This window comes from Shewanella sp. SM68, from assembly GCF_025653925.1.
Lineage (GTDB): Bacteria > Pseudomonadota > Gammaproteobacteria > Enterobacterales > Shewanellaceae > Shewanella > Shewanella oncorhynchi.
Map to the genome: position 1 here is coordinate 304186 of NZ_JAKKRU010000005.1, position 19182 is coordinate 323367.

Below are 19182 nucleotides of genomic sequence, written 5' to 3' on the forward strand. Positions count from 1 at the left end.
AACCACCTCAGTTTGGCTTAGGTGGTTTTTTATTTTTGGCGCTTTTGGATTAGATTTGAGGCATAAAAAAACCTACTGTATTACTACAGTAGGTTTCTATTATCTCTTAGGTAAGAGATTAGAAGTCGTAACGTACGCCTACAGAGAATACGTTGTCATCTTGTAGATCTGTTTTAGCATTAGCAACAGTAAAATCACCACGGTACATAGCGTATTGACCATAGATCATAGTTGATTTCGCTAAGCGATAATCAGCACCAATGTTGAAGTTTTGGAAATTGATGTCATCAGCACCTTTTACGCCGCCCAGTTTAGTGTAAGCACCACCTAAACCAGCTTCATCAATGCCGTATTCAGCCTTCAGGTTTACACCGTTCAGATCATAAGAAACGTTAACAAAGTAAGTGTTACCTTCGATGTCATTGTTCACAACATCTTCAGAGTTTTGGAATAAACCACCAACTTTGAATTGACCGAATTTTGCTTGGCCAACTAAACGGTATGCATCAACACCAGCAATGCCTTTGTTATAGGCTACTGCAGCATAGTAATTCTGTTCTTTAAACTTGCTGTCACCTAGAGTTGCGCTTAATGCATATAGGCTTTCAGAAGTCTTAGCTGTAGTGTCGTTATCATCAAATTGATAGTTAGCGTTTAATGTCACTAAGCCTGCAATTTTTGGTGAATAGTACCAAGCACCATCGGCAGTACGAGTTTGGGCACTGACTAAACGGTCGATATCGGCGTTAGTGTTACCGAAAATATCCACAGCACCTTCGGCTTGTTTGAATACTGAGTCATTACGACCCACTAACACAGTACCAGCGTTAGTTTTTAAACCTAAGAAAGTGTTACGTGCTTTGAAAACATCACCTGCACCAGAAGTGTTTTCAACTTGGAATTCCATTTGGTAGATAACGTCAAAGCCATCAGCGATTTTTTCTGAACCTTTAACACCTAATAGAGAGAAGTTGTTTTCTAAATAAGTACCTGCGTTATTCTCATCGGCATAGTTTGCTTCTAAGCCGTTAGTACCAGATTGTAGAGTGGCACCTGTGTCAGTATGGGTTAGAGCAAGCTCTAAACGACCATAGAAGCTTGGGCCTTCGGCTAGCGCACCGAATGAAGCCAATGCTAAAACTGATGCAACTGATGCAGAGATGAATGTCTTTTTCATGTTTTGTGCTCCCTCGAACCTAAGTTCTTATCCATTTTTCATGGTTTTTGTGTGGTTTAACGCATTTGCTACCTGAGTCGGTAACAAAGTTGCCGCCGATTTTTACAGTTTTACGACTCGCAGGCTGTGGCGCAGATCATGTTTTTGGCTCTCCTTGCCTATATTCGGGCCATTTCTGGGATCTTTCCTTATATCTTGACTGCAAATTTACCTGAAAGGGGTAAAACTCTATTTTTCACTTACTACTTAAGTGGTAGGTAAGGCGGATTGCCTTAGATAGTGCGTCGGCGAGGGTAACTGTAGCATATACTAATGCTGTAGCAAGTCTGTCATATTGGTTATAGATTTGTGTTTGGGGGCGATATCTAAGCAGAAAAAGCGGCCGAAGCCGCTTTTTTATCAATAAATAACCTTGGGGTTAGTTGATTAATCTATTTAAAAATCAACGCGTAAACCGACAGTAAAGATGTTGTCATTCAGGTCTTGCTTTACATCGGCCAACATAAGATCACCATCGAAGCGTGTGTAGTGACCATAGACCATAGTCTTAGTGCTCAGGCGGTAATCTGCACCCACACTGAACTGTTGCAGGTCAACATCACGGACCTGTTCTAGGCCACTGTTGTCTTGGTCACCAACATAACGGCTCACGTACTTGCCTAGACCTGAGTCATCTTTGCCGTACATCATCTTTAGTTTTAAGTCGCCAATTAAGTAGGCTGCGTTGACAAAATAGGTATCGCCTGAGAGATTGGCAAACTTATCATCTACATGCTCACTGTGTTGATATAAGGCACCTAAGATTACGTCACCGAATTTAGCTTGGGCCACACCACGGTAGGCTTCAACGTTATCAATACCATCACTATAGGCGGCAGCGACATAGTAGTTTTGTGCTTTAAAGGCTTTATCCCCTAAGGTGGCGCTCAGAGCATACATTTGATCTTTGCTATACACGTCGTTGCCATTGCTATCCACTTGGTCATAGTTATCACTCATCAGATAAGTGGCATTAAGCGTCACGAGATCGGCAATTTTAGGTGAATAGTAAGAAATGCCATCGGCTGAGCGTGTTTGGCCTGCAACCAGTAAGTCGATATCAGCATTGGTATTACCGAAAAGATCGAAGCTACCTTCAGCTGCTTTAAATACGGTATCGTTACGACCCACTAAAGCCGTACCTGCGGCACTTCTGATACCTAGGAATGTATTACGGGCATTGAAGGTTTTATTTGAGTTGTCAAAGTTTTCGACACCAAATTCCATTTGATAAATGATGTCAAAGTAAGGGCTTACAGTTTCAGAACCTTTTACGCCTAACCAAGAGAAGTTGTTTTCAAGAACAGTGCCCTCCTTTTGGTTTTGAGTTGCATAACCTGTGTCTGAATTGGTAATGGCAAGATCAGCATGACCATAGAATTCAGGGCCATCGGCGAGTGCTGTGAATGAATAGAGTGTGAGGCTAGAAATAATAGCCGTCGTCAGTAGATTCTTTTTCATCTTCATTTTCCTGTGCTTATCGCTGTTATATGCATTGATAACTTCAGTATCTATGCATGCTGTTGAGCTTTTATGCGGCAAAGTCTGCACAGACTTGAAATGATAAAGTGTGATCTTGATCATGTTTCATATAAAGGATGGCTTATTCAACATATTGTTTTACAAGTGAAATACATGTTTTTATTAAGTCGATTACCAAATTACTCGGTTGTAAATGATGGGCCTTTGCTTTTATTACACTCATTTAGTATTCGTATCCCTTTGCATCTGGTGTTTGGTGGCTGAGGATCTGATTTCGGTTTATGTCGATATCGTTTAGAATCCACGGCACATTTCTGGTGTTGCTTTTAAGCTGTCCCAGCTGGTGTTTACTGGATGCTGGGGCAAGCGTTCCTGCTGTTATTGGGTAATATAAGGTAAGTATTTATGACTGAGGCCTATCAAAATCGATTTGGCGGAATTGGCCGTTTGTATGGACAAAAGGCGTTGGCTAAATTTGCCACATCCCATGTGATGGTAATTGGTATTGGTGGCGTCGGTACTTGGGCGGCTGAAGCCTTAGCGCGGAGCGGCTTAGGGCAGATAAGTTTGATGGATTTAGATGATATCTGCGTCACTAATACTAACCGACAAATACATGCTCTTAGCTCTACCATCGGCGGTTCTAAAGTTGCTGTGATGGCACAACGGATCCGTGAAATTAATCCTGATTGCCAAGTGAATGAAATTGAAGATTTTATTACATTGGATAATCTAGGCGAGTATTTGCTTGGAGCTAAAGAGGGTGGCAATATTGATTATGTTATTGATTGTATTGATGCCGTTAAGCAGAAGGCTGCGTTAATTGCTTGGTGTAAACGTCAAAAAATTAAGATAGTGACAGTGGGCGGTGCGGGTGGACAGACAGATCCGACGCAAATTCAGTTAACTGATCTCGCTAAAACCTACCAAGATCCTTTGCTAGCCAAAGTGCGTAATATTTTGCGCCGCGAGTATAACTTCTCTAAAAACGTGCAACGCCGGTTTGCTATCGATGCTGTTTTTTCCAGTGAGCAGTTAGTGTATCCCCAAGCCGATGGCTCAGTGTGCGGTACTAAAGCGGCGGCTGATGGCAGCATGAGGATGGATTGTGCTTCTGGTTTTGGGGCTGTGACTATGGTAACTGGGACATTTGGTTTTGTAGCGGCAAGTCGCGTGTTAGCGCGATTGGCACTGCAGGCTCAAGAGGCGGTTTAAACTCTTAACCTAGATTCAGTCAAGATATCACCGCTTTCAAGGGCGGTGATACCCCTTCAATATTATGTATTTTCATTGGTTATACCTAGATATAAAAATCTTGTTGATTATTGACTGGTTCACATTGAGTGTATGGAAATTTAATATCAAATTGCGGGCCGCCTAGTTTTGAGTCTGCGCTATAACTCATAGTGCCTTTCAACAGTGTTGCGGCATTAAAGGCCGCTGATAATCCTAAGCCAGTACCACCTTTATTACGATTTGTAGTAAAGAAGGGTTCGAACATGTGCTCAGCAACATCGGCTGGAATGGCTAAGCCATTATTTTGAATGCTGATTTGAATTGATTCTTCATCCAAAGTCGCACTAATGTGGATAAGATTGTCTTCATGTCCTTGGAATGCATGGGTAAAGGCGTTCGAGAGAATATTACTAACAATTTGATTTAACAAACTGATATTGGTTTTGATATTGAGTGTAGGCTCCACGTTGATCTCCGTTGAGGCGTTAACATTGGGATGCATAATTAATGTCGACTCTAGGATTTCATGTAGCTGCTGGTTTAGATTACAGCATTGGTGTTCTTCATGACTGCGATCGATGGCGATCGTTTTAAATTTTTGAATTAAACTACTGGCTTTAGTGATATTACGGACAATGAGTTCACAGCTTTCTTGGTACTCATTAAGTATTTCATTTATCTCATCTAATGTAGCTTGATCGCTGTGGATCAGATCGATCAGTTCTTCAATATGGCTGAGCTGCGCACTCGCCGCCGTCAAACAAATGCCAATTGGGGTGTTTATCTCATGTGCAACCCATGACACGAGTCCACCCAAGGCCGCCATTTTTTCTTGCTCAACTAAAACCTGTTGTGCTCGTTTTAGTGCGCTAAGGGATTGTTCTAACTCTAGTGTTCTTTCTTTGACTTGTCTTGCGAGCTCTTCTTTATAGCTACGTTCGAGCTTGAGTAGCCGCTCTCTATCTTCTAAGGCTATTTGCAGTTCCGTCTTAGAATTCTTTAAGGCGCTAAATGAGCTTCTAAGTTGTACTTGCATGCTATTGATGGAATCGGCGACTTGTTTGAATTCATCAATTTTTTCATGACGGTCAAATTGTAGTGGCTCATATTCATGGTCTATGTCGATATTTTTGCAGTATTGGCTGAGTTTATCTAAGTGTTTAGTAATGTTGAACCACACTAAAAATAGAATAAACCCAGCCACTAAGAAGGTTTTAATGGCATTAGAAAGCAGAATGATAATGGCCTTATCATACAAGCGTTGATAGATAGCATCGACATCGACTTGTATTTCGAGTGTGCCGACATTGATGTTTTCAGTCGGTGATTTATAGACTAAAGGAAAGGTTTTATCTAAGGAGTGTTCTTGTTTCTGCTCGCCTGCATTCCATGCTTGGCCGCTGTCATCTTTAATCGAAATATAGTTAATATCGGGCAGCTGAATTAGCCCATTGAGCTGAGTGTTAATGAGCCGCTCGTCAATAACCCAAATACTGGCGGCGAGCACATCTAAGTTCACCTTTTCCATGTTGGAAAATACTCTATCGATACGCACGACATCATTGCGATAATCACTGATCAACTGATACGCAGTGGTGATTAAGGTGATAACAGAACTAAAAAGTACAATAGACAGGGTAAGGTGCCTGCCTATGGGGCTTTTGATAAGTTGGCTAAAGAATGTCAGCATCTTAAATTTTCTTTATGCAATAGCGGCTTGAGATGCTTATAAGCATAGACCTACAGATCCAGAAAGTGCATTTTCTCGCAGATAAAATCAACGAAATATGTCTTCATTTGTGGCATTAAATTTGCTTATTAGCCGATAAGTTCAATTTTTTGTCACTGGGATAGCACTATGTTTAAACTCAAGCTGGATTCAGTTAAGTTTTTTAGCCCGAAGAAAATGATGTTTAGAGTCATGCTGTGGCTTATGGTGAGTTGTTCTGTCTTACTTCTTATTCCTCCTAATGTGCTGGCAGTGCTGGCGCTCGATAAATTTGTGCCAGAACATGCACAGTTTGTTGGATTAGGTCTAATCGTTTCTATCGCTTATTTTTTGAGTCAATTAATTAACTTAGGCTTAGATGAGTCTATCCGTCATTTAAGTGATAAGCGCGTTATTGAGACGATTGAAGCTAAAGTGAATCTACTTGATCCCGCTGAGCGAGCTTTAGTGAGGGAATTCTTTCTTCAAGGCGCCACGATTTTGACTCTGCCGCAAAATGAACCCGCTGTAAAAAGTCTAGTGAATGCCTGTATCTTAGAAAAGCTCGGTAACGAGCGCCATTATGCGATTCAGGGACCGACCGCTGACTATAAGATTGCCATGAAAGCGCGTATGTACCTCAACCGTGATGTGCTGCGTTTACCTGCCGGTGAGCCGAGCCAAGAAGAAATGCAGTCGTTGATTAAGGCGCGCCCGCAATTTTTGAATGGATTAGTACAAAACAGAAAACACGCAGCATAGGCGTGTTCTACCTCACTCGGATGAGTGCTAGCTATGGTTTAGTTAGCATTTTTAACATGCGAGACAACAAAAAATGGGGGTGATAAAACCCCCTAGATTTTGCATTTATACAAGAAACATGAAGAACAACTGGAGCAAAAACTATGGTTTCGGTGCCGACTTCACAATGAACATCCAAGTGATATAAGACACTATCCCTATTGTGCTAAAGATAACGATCATTGAAAGTAAGCCTATGGGGTTACCAAACATTAGATCTAACCAAAATGCCATGACTGAAATCCTCTTTCCTGTGAAGTCCTCGCTAAATTAGCGGTATTCGATAGCTAAAATACTGATCTCGATCAATAAAAAATCGACATAGGAATACAAAGTCATAACCCTTAGTTAACTCTGTGATCTTGGTCAAATTTAAGGATGTGCTTAACAGCGACGAGTTCAAATAATTTAGCTTTGTTTCTTCTTCCGTTAGCGTCTAGGATTAACCTATTCAACTCGATCGATATTCAGTTAACGCGCTATTCCATTTATTCGTTCTTGTTTTTATATGAAGGCGCGATATCAGTTTTTTAAAGGAGTAAAAAATGGATTCTAAAAAAAGTCACAAGGATTCAATGGGATATAATTCTATCTTTGCGCCACTATTGTTGCTGATTTATCCCCTCTATTGTTTGGTGATCACAGGGCACTTTGTTGCCATTTTGTGTTTAAGCGTGCTCGCCGCCATTTTAATGTTCAACATCAATAAATTAATTCGTAATTTGAGACAACTTGAGCGTGCAGCACACCACTTAGGCGAGGGAGATTTGAGTTATCAATTGGAAGAGAAAGATGCGGGTGTGTTCATTAAGGTAGTACATAACATTAATCGCATGGGCGAAGATGTCAGCCGTACGATTTTGTCTTTATCTGATACCTGTGAAGGGATGAAAAAAGTCGCCTCGGATATCAAGGTTATTAGTGAACAGGCAAAGCAAGGCGTGTTAGAGCAAGAGCATCAAACTGAACTGGCAGCCAGTGCAATGACACAGATGGTTTCAAGTGTACAAGCCGTATCGCAAAATGCGGTGATTGCTGCGCAGGCAGCTGATATTGCCCAAAGTTCTGCTAAGCGCGGCGATCAAATCATGAATGGCATAGTCACTAAAATTGGCGCTATGTCGCAACAGATCCATGATACTCGAACCGTGATCGAGCACTTGGCCGCCGACAGCAACAATATCAGTAGCATTATTGAAACCATTTCGCAGGTGGCCGAACAGACCAATTTACTCGCTTTAAATGCTGCCATTGAAAGTGCGAGAGCGGGTGAACATGGTCGCGGTTTTGCTGTAGTCGCCGATGAAGTACGTAATCTCGCTAAACGAACATCCGAAGCCACGGTTGAGATCCAGCAGCAAATCGCCGCATTACAAAAAGGCGCACAACATGGTGTTGAAGTCATGTTGAAAAACGTGGCGATTGCCGACGAAACGGCTGATATGGTTGATCAAGCTCACAGTGCACTCGGGCAGATTGTCGCTCAGGTGGAGACCATTACCGATATGTCCCACCAAATCGCCACGGCATCGGGACAACAACATACAGTAGCAGAGGAGATTAATAAAAATATCAGTGTGATGGCTGAGCTAGCCCTCAGTAATGCCTCCCACACCAACAACACTAACTTATCGAGTTTGAAAGTGTATAACATGTCGCAGGAAATCGGCTCCTTGCTGCATCGATTCCATGTGAATGCGGCATTTTTTAATTCGAGTCAGGCACAAAATAAACTCTTTGTGAAATGGGGGCCTGAGTTAGACATAGGGATGCCAGAGATCAATCGTCAACATCAGCGCTTAGTCTCATTGATCAATGAATTACACCGCACATTAAATGAAGAGTATGGACTTGAAGCCATCAAACGTATCGTACAAGGGTTAGTGGATTACACCGCCAATCACTTTGCCTATGAAGAGGAACTCTTTGCGCGTTTTGGTTATCCTCAAACTGACAGTCACAAGGAAAAGCACGGCAAGTTAGTTGGGCAAGTACTTGATTTTCAAAAGCGGGTTGTTAGAGGTGAAGATGTTGCCGACGAATTAATGGCTTTCTTGAAAGCTTGGTTAGTAAACCATATTCAAAAAAGTGATAAAGAATATACCGCTTTTTTATTATCCCATGGCGCAGAATAACCCCAAGAGCATGATTTTTGAGCGGTTAAATGCAATTTGTATTAAAGTCGCGGCAAAAGACTTGCCATTGTCATGGGCAAAGGTATAATTCCCAGCACTTAGAGACAGCCAGTTGTTTTGATTGCTTCTAAGTGCATATTTGATATGCCAGTGTGGTGAAATCGGTAGACACAGGGGATTCAAAATCCCCCGCCCTTAAAAGCGTGCCAGTTCGAGTCTGGCCACTGGTACCAAATCCTTCTGATGAAGGAACTAAAACCGACCTAGAGTCGGTTTTTTTGTGCCTGAAATTTGGTTTTCGAACGGTGCTCTAGGTTGAGCTAGTGGGATTCGGCGATATCCATTTGCGTCATAGTCACGCCTTTGATTTGTGCATAAATCGCTTTTCCATGAGTGAGTTGCAGTTCGTCGCAGGCCCAAGGGGTGATGTTGGCCCAAAGTGCATCGCGGCCTAGGGCGATTTTTAATTGGATTTGCTCGCCGTTATCACTGGGGTATAACTCTTTAATTTCTCCCTTTAGCAGGTTGCGGATACTTGAGCCTTTGGGGATCTCAGTGCAAACCGAGACATGATTTGCCTGAATACGCACTTTGAGTTTCTTTGCCGTTTCAGCCAGATAGCCACTTACCCACAAATAGTTTCCATCATCCATCACGAGTCGCGTCATGGGGTAGTCGGGATGTCTGTCGGCGACCTTTGCACTGAGGAGTGAGCTGAGTTCCTGCAATGGCACCCAAGGCCGCATTTGCTCGCTATTCCACACTTCACTTAAGGCCCCTTGGGCGATCAATTTCCCCTGATGCAGCACCAGCATATAATCCGCCAGTTGTAAGATCTCATCTAGGCTGTGGCTCACATACACTATCGGCAGTTTTAGTTCCTGCGATAAGGTTTGCAGGTAGGGCAGCAACTCGCGTTTACGGGGTAAATCGAGTGACGCTAGCGGTTCATCCATCAACAGCATATCGGGCGATGTCAGCAGGGCACGGCCAATGGCAACCCGTTGTTTTTCACCGCCCGATAGCGTGCTGGGATAGCGACTGAGGAGTTTTTCAATCCCTAATAGTTGCACAATTCTATCGAACAAGACTGGGTTGGCTTTACGCACACCATAGTTGAGATTGCCCTTCACGCTATAGTGCGGGAACAGCCGTGCCTCTTGAAATACATAGCCAATATGGCGCTTTTCTGGGGGAAGGTTCACTTTGCCTTGTTGATAAAGCAGTTTGTCGCCGAGGCGGATTTCACCGCAATCTGGGGTTGAAAGCCCACCGAGTAGGTTCACTAGTGAGGTCTTACCCGCACCCGATCGGCCAAAAACGGCTGTCACGCCTTGCAATGGCAATTGGGTATCGACTTTCAGTTGCAGTTGTCCGAGTCGTTTTTCAATATTGATTGTTAACATACGCTTGCCGTCCTCTGCAGGGCTTTTTTACTCAGCCATTGGGAGGCAAGTAAAGACGCGAGTGCGATAACGATCGAGATAATGCACAGACGCATGGCCTGATATTCTGCCCCTGGGGTTTCAATAAAAGAGTACATGGCGAGCGGAATCGTACGGGTTTCACCTGGGATATTAGAAACGAAGGTAATAGTCGAGCCAAATTCCCCTAGGCTGCGGGCAAAGGCGATAATCATGCCTGACACTATCCCTGGAGAGGTGAGCGGCAGTGTGATGGTGAGAAATACTCGCCATCGACTGCTACCTAAAGTGCGTGCGGCCTGCTCGAGTCGAATATCAACGGTTTCAAAGGATTGGCGTATGGCTCTGACCATCAGCGGGAATGACACTATCGCCGCCGCGAGGGCCGCACCGCGCCAACTAAAGCTAAAACTGATGCCAAACCAATTAAATAACCACTGTCCGATAAAACCTTGGCGGCCCATGCTGATCAGCAAGAGGTAACCCACTACCACGGGCGGTAACACCAGTGGTAGATGGAGCACACTGTCAAATATAGCCTTGCCAGGAAACTCGACCCTTGCCAGCAACCAAGCGCACAAAATACCCAAGGGTAAACTGGCGATAACGGCAACGGATGACACCTTTAAGCTGAGCAGCAGTGCGGCAATTTCATAGTCGCTCAAAAGAGAGCCACTTAGCAGAGAGCCGCTTAACAAAGAACCACTCAGCACCCTAATTCACTCCAAAGCCATATTTCTCAAACACATTTTTTGCGCTTGGGCCCTGCAGATACTCATTGAACGCTTTGGCGCTTGCGGTCGATTCTTGTTTGACTAAGGCGACAGGGTATTCAATTGGGCTGTAACTCGTTTCTGGGAAGGTGCCAACGATTTTGATCTTTTGGGCGACTTTCGCATCGGTTGAATACACTATGCCAAGCGGCGCTTCACCCTGTTCAACCAAAGCGAGGGCGGCACGGACATTGTTAGCACGGGCGAGTAAGGGCTCAGCGGCTTGCCACAGCTTGAGGTTTTCGAGGGCTTGTTTGGCATATTGTCCAGCAGGCACATGATCTGGATCGCCAACAGCCATACGACTGCCTTTTAATGCGGCTTTAATATCCCAATCGCCATTGAGCACGACTTCTGTGATGGGACTATTTTTCTCGGCAATCAAGACTAAGGTATTTTTTAACAAGGTTTTTCGGCTGTTAACATCGACCGCTTTAGCATCGATCAGATAATCCATCCACTTTTGATTCGCCGAGACAAACAGATCGGCTGGCGCACCATTGGCCACTTGTTTTGCCAGTGTTGAGGAAGAGGCGAAGGAGAATATCACCTTAGTATTGTGTTCTTTTTCATATTGCTGGCCGATTTCGTTAAGGGCATTGGTGAGCGAAGCCGCTGCAAAAACAGTCACTTGCTCATTGTCTGCCGCAAAAATAGGGCTAGATGTCAGTACCATTGTGAATAACGAAGCCGTGGTAAAACGCAGTAATTGCTTAAGGTGAATGGATTTCATTGTGTTCCTCCGTGATAAAAAGTGATCGTTATATACCAATCTATATATCGATCATTCAAGCCCTAAGCAATCAATTAGTGATCTGTGTGCGGTTTCTTGCTGATTAATGGCATTAATCCGCTGAAATATCTCGGCAATCTTATTGGTATCCTCAAGACGATGAAGGACAATAGGACTCAAGTCAGACTTGGGTGCTGGATAAACGATGGATTTACATGCATTACTTACGCTTTCCCTCGGGGATAAGCCCTTCGCCAATCCTAGGCGGATAAGCCTGCTTGAGCAGGTTGCCAACACAGGCTCGATCAGCCAAGGCGCCAAGCTTGCGGGGATCAGTTATAAAGCGGCGTGGGACGCGATCAATGAGATGAACACCGCTATGCCCGAACCCGTAGTGTGTAGCGAAAAGGGCGGCAAAGGCGGTGGCGGCGCTAAACTCACCGAATTTGGCGAACGGTTGCTTAAGGTGTATTCCATCACCTCCCAAGTACAAGAAATGGCTTTGGCTGCCTTGCTCGATGAGTCCGTCGATATGCACAGTTTATTGGATGTGATGGCGCATTTCTCCCTCAACACCAGCGCCCGCAATCAGTTAACGGGTCGTATCAATAGCATTGATTCATTTGGATTAAATGACAAAATCAGCGTGACCTTAGCGGGCGGACAACAGATTCAGATTTCAGTGACCCATTCGAGCCGCGAACGCTTGCAGTTAGCCCTGGATAAATCTGTGTTGTTACTGTTTAAAGCCCCCGCTGTATTGGCGACGACTCATGTCTGTGAAGTGGATGGGCAAAATTGCTTAAGCGGTTGTTTGCTGAGCGTGACTGAACTTGGCGATAAGGCCGAATTAGCCATAGCTATTGATGGCAAAGACATCATCTATTCGGTGATGCCACTCACCCAAATACAGAGTTTGGCTGTCGGCGAATCATGTTTCGCCTGTTTTGATGCCACGCAGGTGATCCTCGCCAGCATGAATTAGTCGAATTGAGTGATTGATTCGATTAATCATTGGGTTATTCACTGAGAATGGCCAGTACTTGGCGTGAATGTTTCGTAGCGGGTTGGTCGTTTTTGTATTTAAATCGACATCAAAGTCATAAGGCTTCACCCCACGACGTTGATTTTTCTTGAAAAAGAATCAAATGAAGTCTGTATCTAGATTCGTTTGAATGGCTGAACTACCACAAGTGGCACAGTCATAGAATGTAGACACCAACAATTTACCACCTAACGATTTGGTATCGTACTAAATCGGCATTGAGCCTAAGCACCACTCAATCGTGCTTTCCTTGTCAATTTCTACACAGATATTTGCAAATCTTTACCTGTTAACGACACTTCCTTCGTCTACTGTCTTTGGCTAACTCTATATACTGTTGGAACAATTTCAGTTCCTTAGCAAGATGAATGCTTGCTGTCTTTAGCATTGATGGACACGACAATACCGATGAAAAAATCCTCAAAGCGTAAATTGCTGCTCGCGTTAAGCGGCTTAATCCTCCTGAGTGGCGGTGCTTATTTTATGTGGCATAAGCCTGAAATGGCACCTACCTATGTAACTGAAGCGGTGCGCCGTGGCGATATCGAAAACTCAGTACTTGCCAATGGCATGTTGCAGGCATCCAAACTGGTGAGTGTAGGTGCGCAGGTATCGGGGCAAATCTTAAGTTTGCCGCTGGCACTGGGTGATGAAGTAAAGAAAGGCGATTTGATTGCTCAGATTGATAGCCTAGCGCAGCAGAATAATTTGAAGGATGCCCTCGCATCACTCAAGAGTATCAATGCTCAGTTCCGTGCTAAACAGGCGCAGATCCGCCAAGCCAAGTTGGAATTTAGCCGCCAGCAGCAAATGCTTGCCGATAAGGCCAGTTCCCGCGCCGATTATGAAGTGGCCGATGCTAATCTAACGGTTTATCAAGCCGAGCTTGAGCAATTAGAAGCGCAAAAACAACAGGCTGAGATTAACGTCGACAGTGCCAGAATCGATTTAGGTTATACCAAAATTACCGCGCCGATGGATGGCACTGTGGTGTATTCCGCGGTGGAAGTGGGGCAAACCGTTAACGCCAATCAAACGACACCGACCATAGTTGAAATGGCGCAGCTGGATACCATGACAGTTAAAGCGCAGATTTCTGAAGCGGATGTTGTCAATGTCCATCCGGGTCAAGCCGTGTATTTCACGGTTCTTGGAAAACCGAATCATCCCTACCGTGGCGTTTTGAGGGCGATTGAGCCTGGGCCGATTTCGATGGATGGCGACGATAGCAATATGAGCTCTAGCGACTCAGACGCCATTTATTACCATGGTCTGTTTGATGTAGAAAACCCTGACCGCACCTTGCGTATCGGCATGACGGCGCAGGTGTCTATAGTGTTAGCTAAGGCCGATGATGCGCTATTAGTGCCTGCGCAGATATTGCGTATAAAGCCGAGGGAGAAATCCGCGGTGCCAGAGGCTAAGTCTGTCGAGCGTAAAGCCCTCAGCGGCCCGCAATATCAAGTGCCCGTGTTAGTTGATAACCAAGTGCAATATGTGGATGTCACTGTGGGGATTAACAACAAAATCAATGCTGAAATCACCGCGGGTTTGAAGGAAGGCGATCAGGTTGTGCTTGGCATGCCGTCTTCCGATGATGGCAGCAGTAAATTACGTCGCCCACCTAGCGTGAGGTTTTAACAGTGACAACGGCATTACTTGAAATTTCAGGTTGTTATCGCACTTTTCAGGCGGGTGAGCAGCAACTCACTGTGCTGAAAGATGTGAACTTGTCGATTGGCCGTGGCGAGATGGTGGCGATAGTAGGTGCTTCTGGCTCGGGTAAATCGACCCTAATGAACATTCTTGGTTGTTTAGATAAGCCGTCAAAGGGCGCGTATTTTATTAACGGCCAAGATACCTCGACTATGGACGTTGATGAGTTAGCGCAACTGCGCCGCGAGCACTTTGGTTTTATCTTTCAGCGTTATCATTTACTGGGTGATTTGACCGCTATAGGCAACGTCGAAGTACCTGCTGTGTATGCGGGTAAAGAACGCACGGTTCGTAAAGACAGGGCCGAGCATTTGTTAACGCGTTTAGGCCTTGGCGACAGGCTTGACCATAAACCCAATCAGCTCAGTGGCGGACAACAGCAGCGGGTCAGTGTGGCACGCGCTTTGATGAATGGCGGCGATGTGATCCTTGCCGATGAGCCGACGGGTGCGCTGGATAGTCACAGCGGCGAAGAAATGATGCAGTTGTTGCAGGAGCTGCACAGCGATGGTCATACCATCATTATCGTGACCCACGATATGCACGTGGCCCAATATGCCGACCGCATTATCGAAATCAAAGACGGCGTAATCATCAGCGATGAGCGCAGTCTGGATAAACAAACGGCTAAGCCGCAAACTTCGATGTCGCAAAGCTCAACGTTACAAAATATGGCGCCACAAAAGCCTAGCGGCACTGTGGTCGCAAAAACAGTGGCAGCAAAAGACAGCTCGCGTGCGCGGGTGGCTTCGTGGGACAGATATGTAGAAGCGCTTAAAATGGCGCTGGTGGCGATGTCGACCCACAGGTTACGTACCTTCTTGACTATGCTCGGGATTATTATCGGTATTGCCTCTGTGGTTTCTGTAGTGGCCTTAGGTGAAGGCTCGCAGCAGGCCATCCTCAAAAGTATCAGTTCGATGGGGACTAACACGATTGATATTCGCCCCGGTTCTGGTTTTGGCGATCGACGCTCGGCGCGGGTGCGCACCTTAACCGCAACGGACGCCAATGCCCTTAAAAATCTGCCCTATGTTGATAGCGTGACGCCAAGCATTGGCTCTACTGCAACGGTTCGTTTTGGTAATAAAGCGGTATCGGCATCGGTGAATGGTGTGGGACCTGAGTTTTTCCGTGTAAGAGGGTACGAGTTAGCGCAGGGCCAATTTTGGGATGATGCCAGTGTCGCATCGCTCGCCCAAGATGCGGTGATTGATGACAACACCCGTAAGGAGCTTTTCCCTAACAGCGCTGCCGACAATAACTCGGCGATAGGGCAAGTGATTTTCCTTGGAGATTTACCCGTACGTATCATAGGTGTGACTCAACCCAAAGAAAGTGCTTTTGGTAACAGCGATGCGCTTAATGTATGGGTGCCTTACACCACAGTTTCTGGCCGTATGGTGGGTAAAAATTATTTGGATGGTATTACAGTTCGACTCGATGAAACTGTGCCGAGTAACGCGGCGGAGCAGGGCATTATCGCGCTGCTTAAAATGCGCCACGGCACGCAAGATTTCTTCACTATCAATACCGATACCATTAGGCAGAACATCGAAAAAACCACTGCGACCATGACCTTACTAATCTCGGCTATCGCGGTGATTTCCCTTGTCGTTGGCGGAATTGGGGTGATGAACATTATGTTAGTGTCTGTGACTGAGCGAACCCGTGAAATCGGTGTTCGTATGGCCGTGGGTGCGCGCCAGAACGATATTTTGCGCCAGTTCCTTATCGAAGCCATTTTAGTGTGTTTGTGTGGTGGCACCTTAGGCATCGCCTTGTCCTACTTAATTGGCGTGGTGTTTGCTCAAACGGGGGGCAGTTTCCAAATGATTTATTCTACCACCTCCATCGTTGCTGCCTTTGCCTGCTCGACCTTAATTGGTGTGCTATTTGGTTTCTTACCCGCCCGCAATGCGGCGCAGTTAGATCCCGTTGACGCACTAGCCAGAGAGTAATAACACCATGAATAATAAACTATTTAATCGACCATTTTCGCCTCGTAGCTGTGCTATTGCTGTTTGCACGGCTTTGGGATCAGCTCTGTGCATAGCACTACTGAGTGGCTGCGGCAGTGTTATGCGTTCAGACTTTGAACCACCTGCATTGGCAATTCCAGAACAGTGGCAACACACCACAGTGAACGAGCAAGTAAAAGTCGACCCTTGGTGGCAGCAGTTTCATCAGCCCGAGCTCGATAAGCTGGTCAGCCAAGTGTTGATCACTAACAATGACTTAACCCTGGCGACCTTAACGCTGCTTAAAGCACGCTTGCAGGCAGGGCTAACGCGGGATGATCTATACCCACAGTTATCGGCAAACCTTGACGCTTCCCGTAATCAGCCACTTGAGGGTGGCGATGCGACTAAGAGTTATCAAGCAAAATTGTCCGTGAGTTATGAGGTGGATTTGTGGGGCAAAGTGTCGGCCAATATCGACCAAGCTCAATGGGCGGCGCTGGCGAGCGCCGAAGATAGGGAAAGTACCACCCAAAGCCTAGTGGCGACCACTGCATCCTTGTATTGGCAGATAGGTTATTTAAATCAACGGATTGATTTAAGCCAAAAGAGTATCGAGTACAGTCAGCAAACGCTGGCATTAACCCAAAGGCAGTATGATTCTGGGGCCGTGACGCAAGTGAATGTGCTCGAAGCTCAGCGCAGTATGGCGGGACAAGAGGCAGCCCATAGCCAGCTTATTCAACAATTAACTGTGGCTAAAAACGCCCTCGCGATATTACTCAATCAAGCGCCAGCCGCTGATCCAGTGCAGAGTTTAGCTTCAGGGGGAACTTGGGTTGAGATTAAGCAACTCCCCGACGTAGCAGTGCCGGACGTTAGCGTGGGTGTACCCGCAGATTTATTAGTGAGACGGCCAGATGTGAAGGCCTCCTTGTATCAACTGCGCTCCGCCTTGGCGAGTAAAGATGCGACCTATGCGAGTTATTTCCCAAGCCTGAGTTTAACCGGCGGTGTTGGGGAGTCGACCTCTGAGTTAAAAGAGTTGTTACGCAATCCCGTTGGCAGTTTAGGCGCAGGGCTAGTCTTGCCCTTTTTGCAGTGGAATCAAATGCAAATTAATAATGACATTGCCGATATCGATTATCAAACCGCAGTGGTGAATTATCGCAAGACGCTTTATTCCGCCTTTGAGGATGTCGATAACGCGATTTCGGCTAAGCAGCAATATCGTTATCAAGGGGAGAAGTTGGCACAGCAATTTAGCGCAGCGGCGGCCGTTGAAGCCATTTATGAGAGCCAGTACCGCAATGGCGCTATCGGTATTCAGAATTGGATTGATGCCCAAGAGAATCGTCGCAGCGCCGAGGCGGCTTTACTCGAGAATCGCTATAACCAGCTCACCGCCCAAGCGACGCTTTATCAAGCCCTTGGCGGCAGCGATATCGCCCCTCCTTTGGCAAAGGAATAGCGCATTTTTGTAAAAGCATCACAGCGCGACAGAAAAATAAAAAACCGCTATTAATAGCGGTTTTTTATATTGCTCAGGGTGAGTGTTTGAATCTGTGCTTAGCCGTTAAGCGGATTAGCTGCGTAATATTTGCAGCGGCAAGCTGAGCATATCATCGCCGGTTCCGGCTAAGTGCCAGATGATGCCGACTAAGGCGCCAACCGTGAGCAAGTACCAAATAACCGAGAAGATTTGCCCGTATCTGTCTAATGGCAGCAGATGGCTTTGATGACGAGTTCGCCATTCGAAAATGATTTCTAAGCTGCCAATCAACAGTAAGAAGCCCAATAGCGCTAAGCCTAAGGTGTAGCTGATATACACTCCGAAAGCGGCACCGGCGGCGCAGGCGACCAGCCCCATGATACTGTTCATCGAAAAACTAATGCTCTTTAAAATATGGCCGCCATCGAGTGGCAAAATAGGCAATAAATTAAATAGGTTAAGCAGCGCATTAAAGGCGGCAAGGCCAGCAAAAAACACATTGCCTGTTGCGTGGTAAGCAATCAAGGAAGCGATGGACATCAAGAGCCCAAAGGTCGGTCCCATGATGGAAATCACCACATCTTGCCAACGTGTATTAATTTTTTCATCGGAGAGCGCGAGTCCGCCCATAAAGGGAATAAGGTAAATCCCTTTGGTTTTCATCCCAAAATATTTCATTGCGCGAATATGGCCATATTCGTGAAATACCAAACAGGCGATAAGTGCGAGGGCGAATTGGAAGGAGAATAGCCAAGAGTAAGCGGCAACACTGGCGCCCGCTAACACTACCTTTATGACTTTAGCGCTTTTTAACAGCTTAAAGCCGAGGGAGGCGAGTCCTATCATGCTGATTTTTTGCTGCTTAACGATGGGCGTTTCTGGTGTTTGGCGTTCGATATCTTTCTCTGTCCGTCGCCCTTGGTCGATAATCTTGTCATCCATCAGCAAGCAGTAATCGAGGCGGAAAGGCTGCCAAACGAGATCGGTTTCGAGGCGAACTTGGATTTTAGCTTCTGTCATGGCGATGGCTTGCTCACCACTTTCTGTCACCAACGGGCTATTGTGGTGAGTGAGCTCAAAGACATGGACTTTAAGGCCGCCATTATCGACGGAAGCTTCTTTTTGTGAGACTAAGGTGTTGTCCCAGTAGAGTTGTTGCCAGCCCGCGAGCGAGCCTTCTAAGCGCAGTTGTTTGCCTAAGCAGTCAATCTTAAGTAGTTCCAATTTCGGTTCCATCTGTTTGTATATTTAGTGCCAACTTAAACGTCATCCCTTGAGTCGACGCAGAAAACGGTTATTTTGGAGTGCATCTTAAGCGCTTTACCGTCTGGCTTAGCGCTGTTACACCGCGGCAAATTATGCCTGTGAATTGATTGTGAGGATATTAGCTTTTAAGGTCATATTGTTTTTTTATTGATTAACTGAGTTATTGATAGCCATTTATTATGGCTTATCATGTG

Annotated in this window: 15 protein-coding genes and 1 tRNA gene; 8 read left to right on the forward strand and 8 right to left on the reverse strand. The window is 45.6% G+C overall.

Features of this window, described 5'->3' with window-relative positions:
- Positions 1-118: 118 nt before the first annotated feature.
- Both L5M40_RS11130 and L5M40_RS11135 read right to left on the reverse strand, forming a co-directional pair.
- Entirely contained in the window at positions 119-1177 is a 1059-nt protein-coding gene (locus L5M40_RS11130; RefSeq protein WP_105251476.1) for a porin, read from the reverse strand.
- 435 nt (positions 1178-1612) lie between these two features.
- A complete protein-coding gene (locus L5M40_RS11135; protein ID WP_263146725.1) occupies positions 1613-2677 on the reverse strand; it encodes a porin in 1065 nt (354 codons plus the stop codon).
- Between the two features lie 426 nt (positions 2678-3103).
- Between L5M40_RS11135 and tcdA the strand changes: the two genes are divergently transcribed.
- Complete coding sequence (gene tcdA, locus L5M40_RS11140; RefSeq protein WP_263176661.1) at positions 3104-3913, forward strand: tRNA cyclic N6-threonylcarbamoyladenosine(37) synthase TcdA; 810 nt, start codon at positions 3104-3106, stop codon at positions 3911-3913.
- A gap of 85 nt (positions 3914-3998) precedes the next feature.
- Here the strand turns inward: tcdA and L5M40_RS11145 are convergent, their stop codons facing one another.
- The gene (locus L5M40_RS11145; RefSeq protein ID WP_263256660.1) at positions 3999-5624 is read right to left on the reverse strand and encodes an ATP-binding protein; all 1626 of its coding nucleotides are present in this window, start codon (positions 5622-5624) and stop codon (positions 3999-4001) included.
- Positions 5625-5792: 168 nt separating this feature from the next.
- Here L5M40_RS11145 and L5M40_RS11150 point away from each other — a divergent pair, with 168 nt between their 5' ends.
- The gene (locus tag L5M40_RS11150; RefSeq protein ID WP_105251480.1) at positions 5793-6404 is read left to right on the forward strand and encodes a superinfection exclusion B family protein; all 612 of its coding nucleotides are present in this window, start codon (positions 5793-5795) and stop codon (positions 6402-6404) included.
- 141 nt (positions 6405-6545) lie between these two features.
- Here L5M40_RS11150 and L5M40_RS11155 read toward each other — a convergent pair whose 3' ends face one another.
- Entirely contained in the window at positions 6546-6677 is a 132-nt protein-coding gene (locus L5M40_RS11155) for a DUF3149 domain-containing protein (RefSeq protein ID WP_105251481.1), read from the reverse strand.
- A 311-nt stretch (positions 6678-6988) separates the two neighbouring features.
- Between L5M40_RS11155 and L5M40_RS11160 the strand changes: the two genes are divergently transcribed.
- Positions 6989-8578, forward strand: coding sequence for a bacteriohemerythrin (locus L5M40_RS11160; protein WP_263176663.1), 1590 nt, complete (start codon positions 6989-6991; stop codon positions 8576-8578).
- A gap of 146 nt (positions 8579-8724) precedes the next feature.
- Positions 8725-8811 (forward strand) — tRNA-Leu (locus L5M40_RS11165).
- A gap of 87 nt (positions 8812-8898) precedes the next feature.
- Here the strand turns inward: L5M40_RS11165 and modC are convergent.
- Genes modC through modA form a run of 3 tightly spaced genes read right to left on the reverse strand, consistent with a single transcriptional unit; the run spans position 8899 to position 11508 of the window.
- The gene (modC, locus tag L5M40_RS11170; RefSeq protein WP_263176665.1) at positions 8899-9984 is read right to left on the reverse strand and encodes a molybdenum ABC transporter ATP-binding protein ModC; all 1086 of its coding nucleotides are present in this window, start codon (positions 9982-9984) and stop codon (positions 8899-8901) included.
- Positions 9978-10715 carry a molybdate ABC transporter permease subunit gene (gene modB, locus L5M40_RS11175; protein WP_006083011.1) on the reverse strand — a complete coding sequence of 246 codons (738 nt, stop codon included), beginning with the start codon at positions 10713-10715 and terminating at the stop codon, positions 9978-9980. The genes modC and modB overlap by 7 nt, the downstream gene beginning before the upstream one ends.
- Before the next feature lies 1 nt (position 10716).
- Positions 10717-11508, reverse strand: coding sequence for a molybdate ABC transporter substrate-binding protein (gene modA, locus L5M40_RS11180; RefSeq protein ID WP_263176667.1), 792 nt, complete (start codon positions 11506-11508; stop codon positions 10717-10719).
- A 205-nt stretch (positions 11509-11713) separates the two neighbouring features.
- Between modA and L5M40_RS11185 the strand changes: the two genes are divergently transcribed.
- The 4 genes from L5M40_RS11185 to L5M40_RS11200 all read left to right on the forward strand — a co-directional run bounded on the left by L5M40_RS11185 (position 11714) and on the right by L5M40_RS11200 (position 17701).
- Entirely contained in the window at positions 11714-12493 is a 780-nt protein-coding gene (locus L5M40_RS11185) for a TOBE domain-containing protein (RefSeq protein ID WP_263176668.1), read from the forward strand.
- Positions 12494-12961: 468 nt separating this feature from the next.
- Complete coding sequence (locus L5M40_RS11190) at positions 12962-14194, forward strand: efflux RND transporter periplasmic adaptor subunit (protein ID WP_263256661.1); 1233 nt, start codon at positions 12962-12964, stop codon at positions 14192-14194.
- A gap of 2 nt (positions 14195-14196) precedes the next feature.
- Complete coding sequence (locus L5M40_RS11195) at positions 14197-16230, forward strand: MacB family efflux pump subunit (protein WP_263176670.1); 2034 nt, start codon at positions 14197-14199, stop codon at positions 16228-16230.
- A 7-nt stretch (positions 16231-16237) separates the two neighbouring features.
- Positions 16238-17701, forward strand: a complete 1464-nt coding sequence (locus tag L5M40_RS11200; protein ID WP_173246784.1) for an efflux transporter outer membrane subunit — start codon at positions 16238-16240, stop codon at positions 17699-17701.
- 114 nt (positions 17702-17815) lie between these two features.
- On the opposite strand, the gene L5M40_RS11205 is transcribed toward L5M40_RS11200, so the two are convergent.
- Positions 17816-18958, reverse strand: coding sequence for a site-2 protease family protein (locus tag L5M40_RS11205; protein ID WP_263203707.1), 1143 nt, complete (start codon positions 18956-18958; stop codon positions 17816-17818).
- Positions 18959-19182 lie beyond the last annotated feature (224 nt).

Bases quoted from the DNA above. Each gene is read 5' to 3' on its own strand.
- L5M40_RS11130 (WP_105251476.1), bottom strand. From the start codon at position 1,177: ATGAAAAAGACATTCATCTCTGCATCAGTTGCATCAGTTTTAGCATTG.
- L5M40_RS11135 (WP_263146725.1), bottom strand. From the start codon at position 2,677: ATGAAAAAGAATCTACTGACGACGGCTATTATTTCTAGCCTCACACTC.
- tcdA (WP_263176661.1), top strand. From the start codon at position 3,104: ATGACTGAGGCCTATCAAAATCGATTTGGCGGAATTGGCCGTTTGTAT.
- L5M40_RS11145 (WP_263256660.1), bottom strand. From the start codon at position 5,624: ATGCTGACATTCTTTAGCCAACTTATCAAAAGCCCCATAGGCAGGCAC.
- L5M40_RS11150 (WP_105251480.1), top strand. From the start codon at position 5,793: ATGTTTAAACTCAAGCTGGATTCAGTTAAGTTTTTTAGCCCGAAGAAA.
- L5M40_RS11155 (WP_105251481.1), bottom strand. From the start codon at position 6,677: ATGGCATTTTGGTTAGATCTAATGTTTGGTAACCCCATAGGCTTACTT.
- L5M40_RS11160 (WP_263176663.1), top strand. From the start codon at position 6,989: ATGGATTCTAAAAAAAGTCACAAGGATTCAATGGGATATAATTCTATC.
- modC (WP_263176665.1), bottom strand. From the start codon at position 9,984: ATGTTAACAATCAATATTGAAAAACGACTCGGACAACTGCAACTGAAA.
- modA (WP_263176667.1), bottom strand. From the start codon at position 11,508: ATGAAATCCATTCACCTTAAGCAATTACTGCGTTTTACCACGGCTTCG.
- L5M40_RS11185 (WP_263176668.1), top strand. From the start codon at position 11,714: ATGGATTTACATGCATTACTTACGCTTTCCCTCGGGGATAAGCCCTTC.
- L5M40_RS11190 (WP_263256661.1), top strand. From the start codon at position 12,962: ATGAAAAAATCCTCAAAGCGTAAATTGCTGCTCGCGTTAAGCGGCTTA.
- L5M40_RS11200 (WP_173246784.1), top strand. From the start codon at position 16,238: ATGAATAATAAACTATTTAATCGACCATTTTCGCCTCGTAGCTGTGCT.
- L5M40_RS11205 (WP_263203707.1), bottom strand. From the start codon at position 18,958: ATGGAACCGAAATTGGAACTACTTAAGATTGACTGCTTAGGCAAACAA.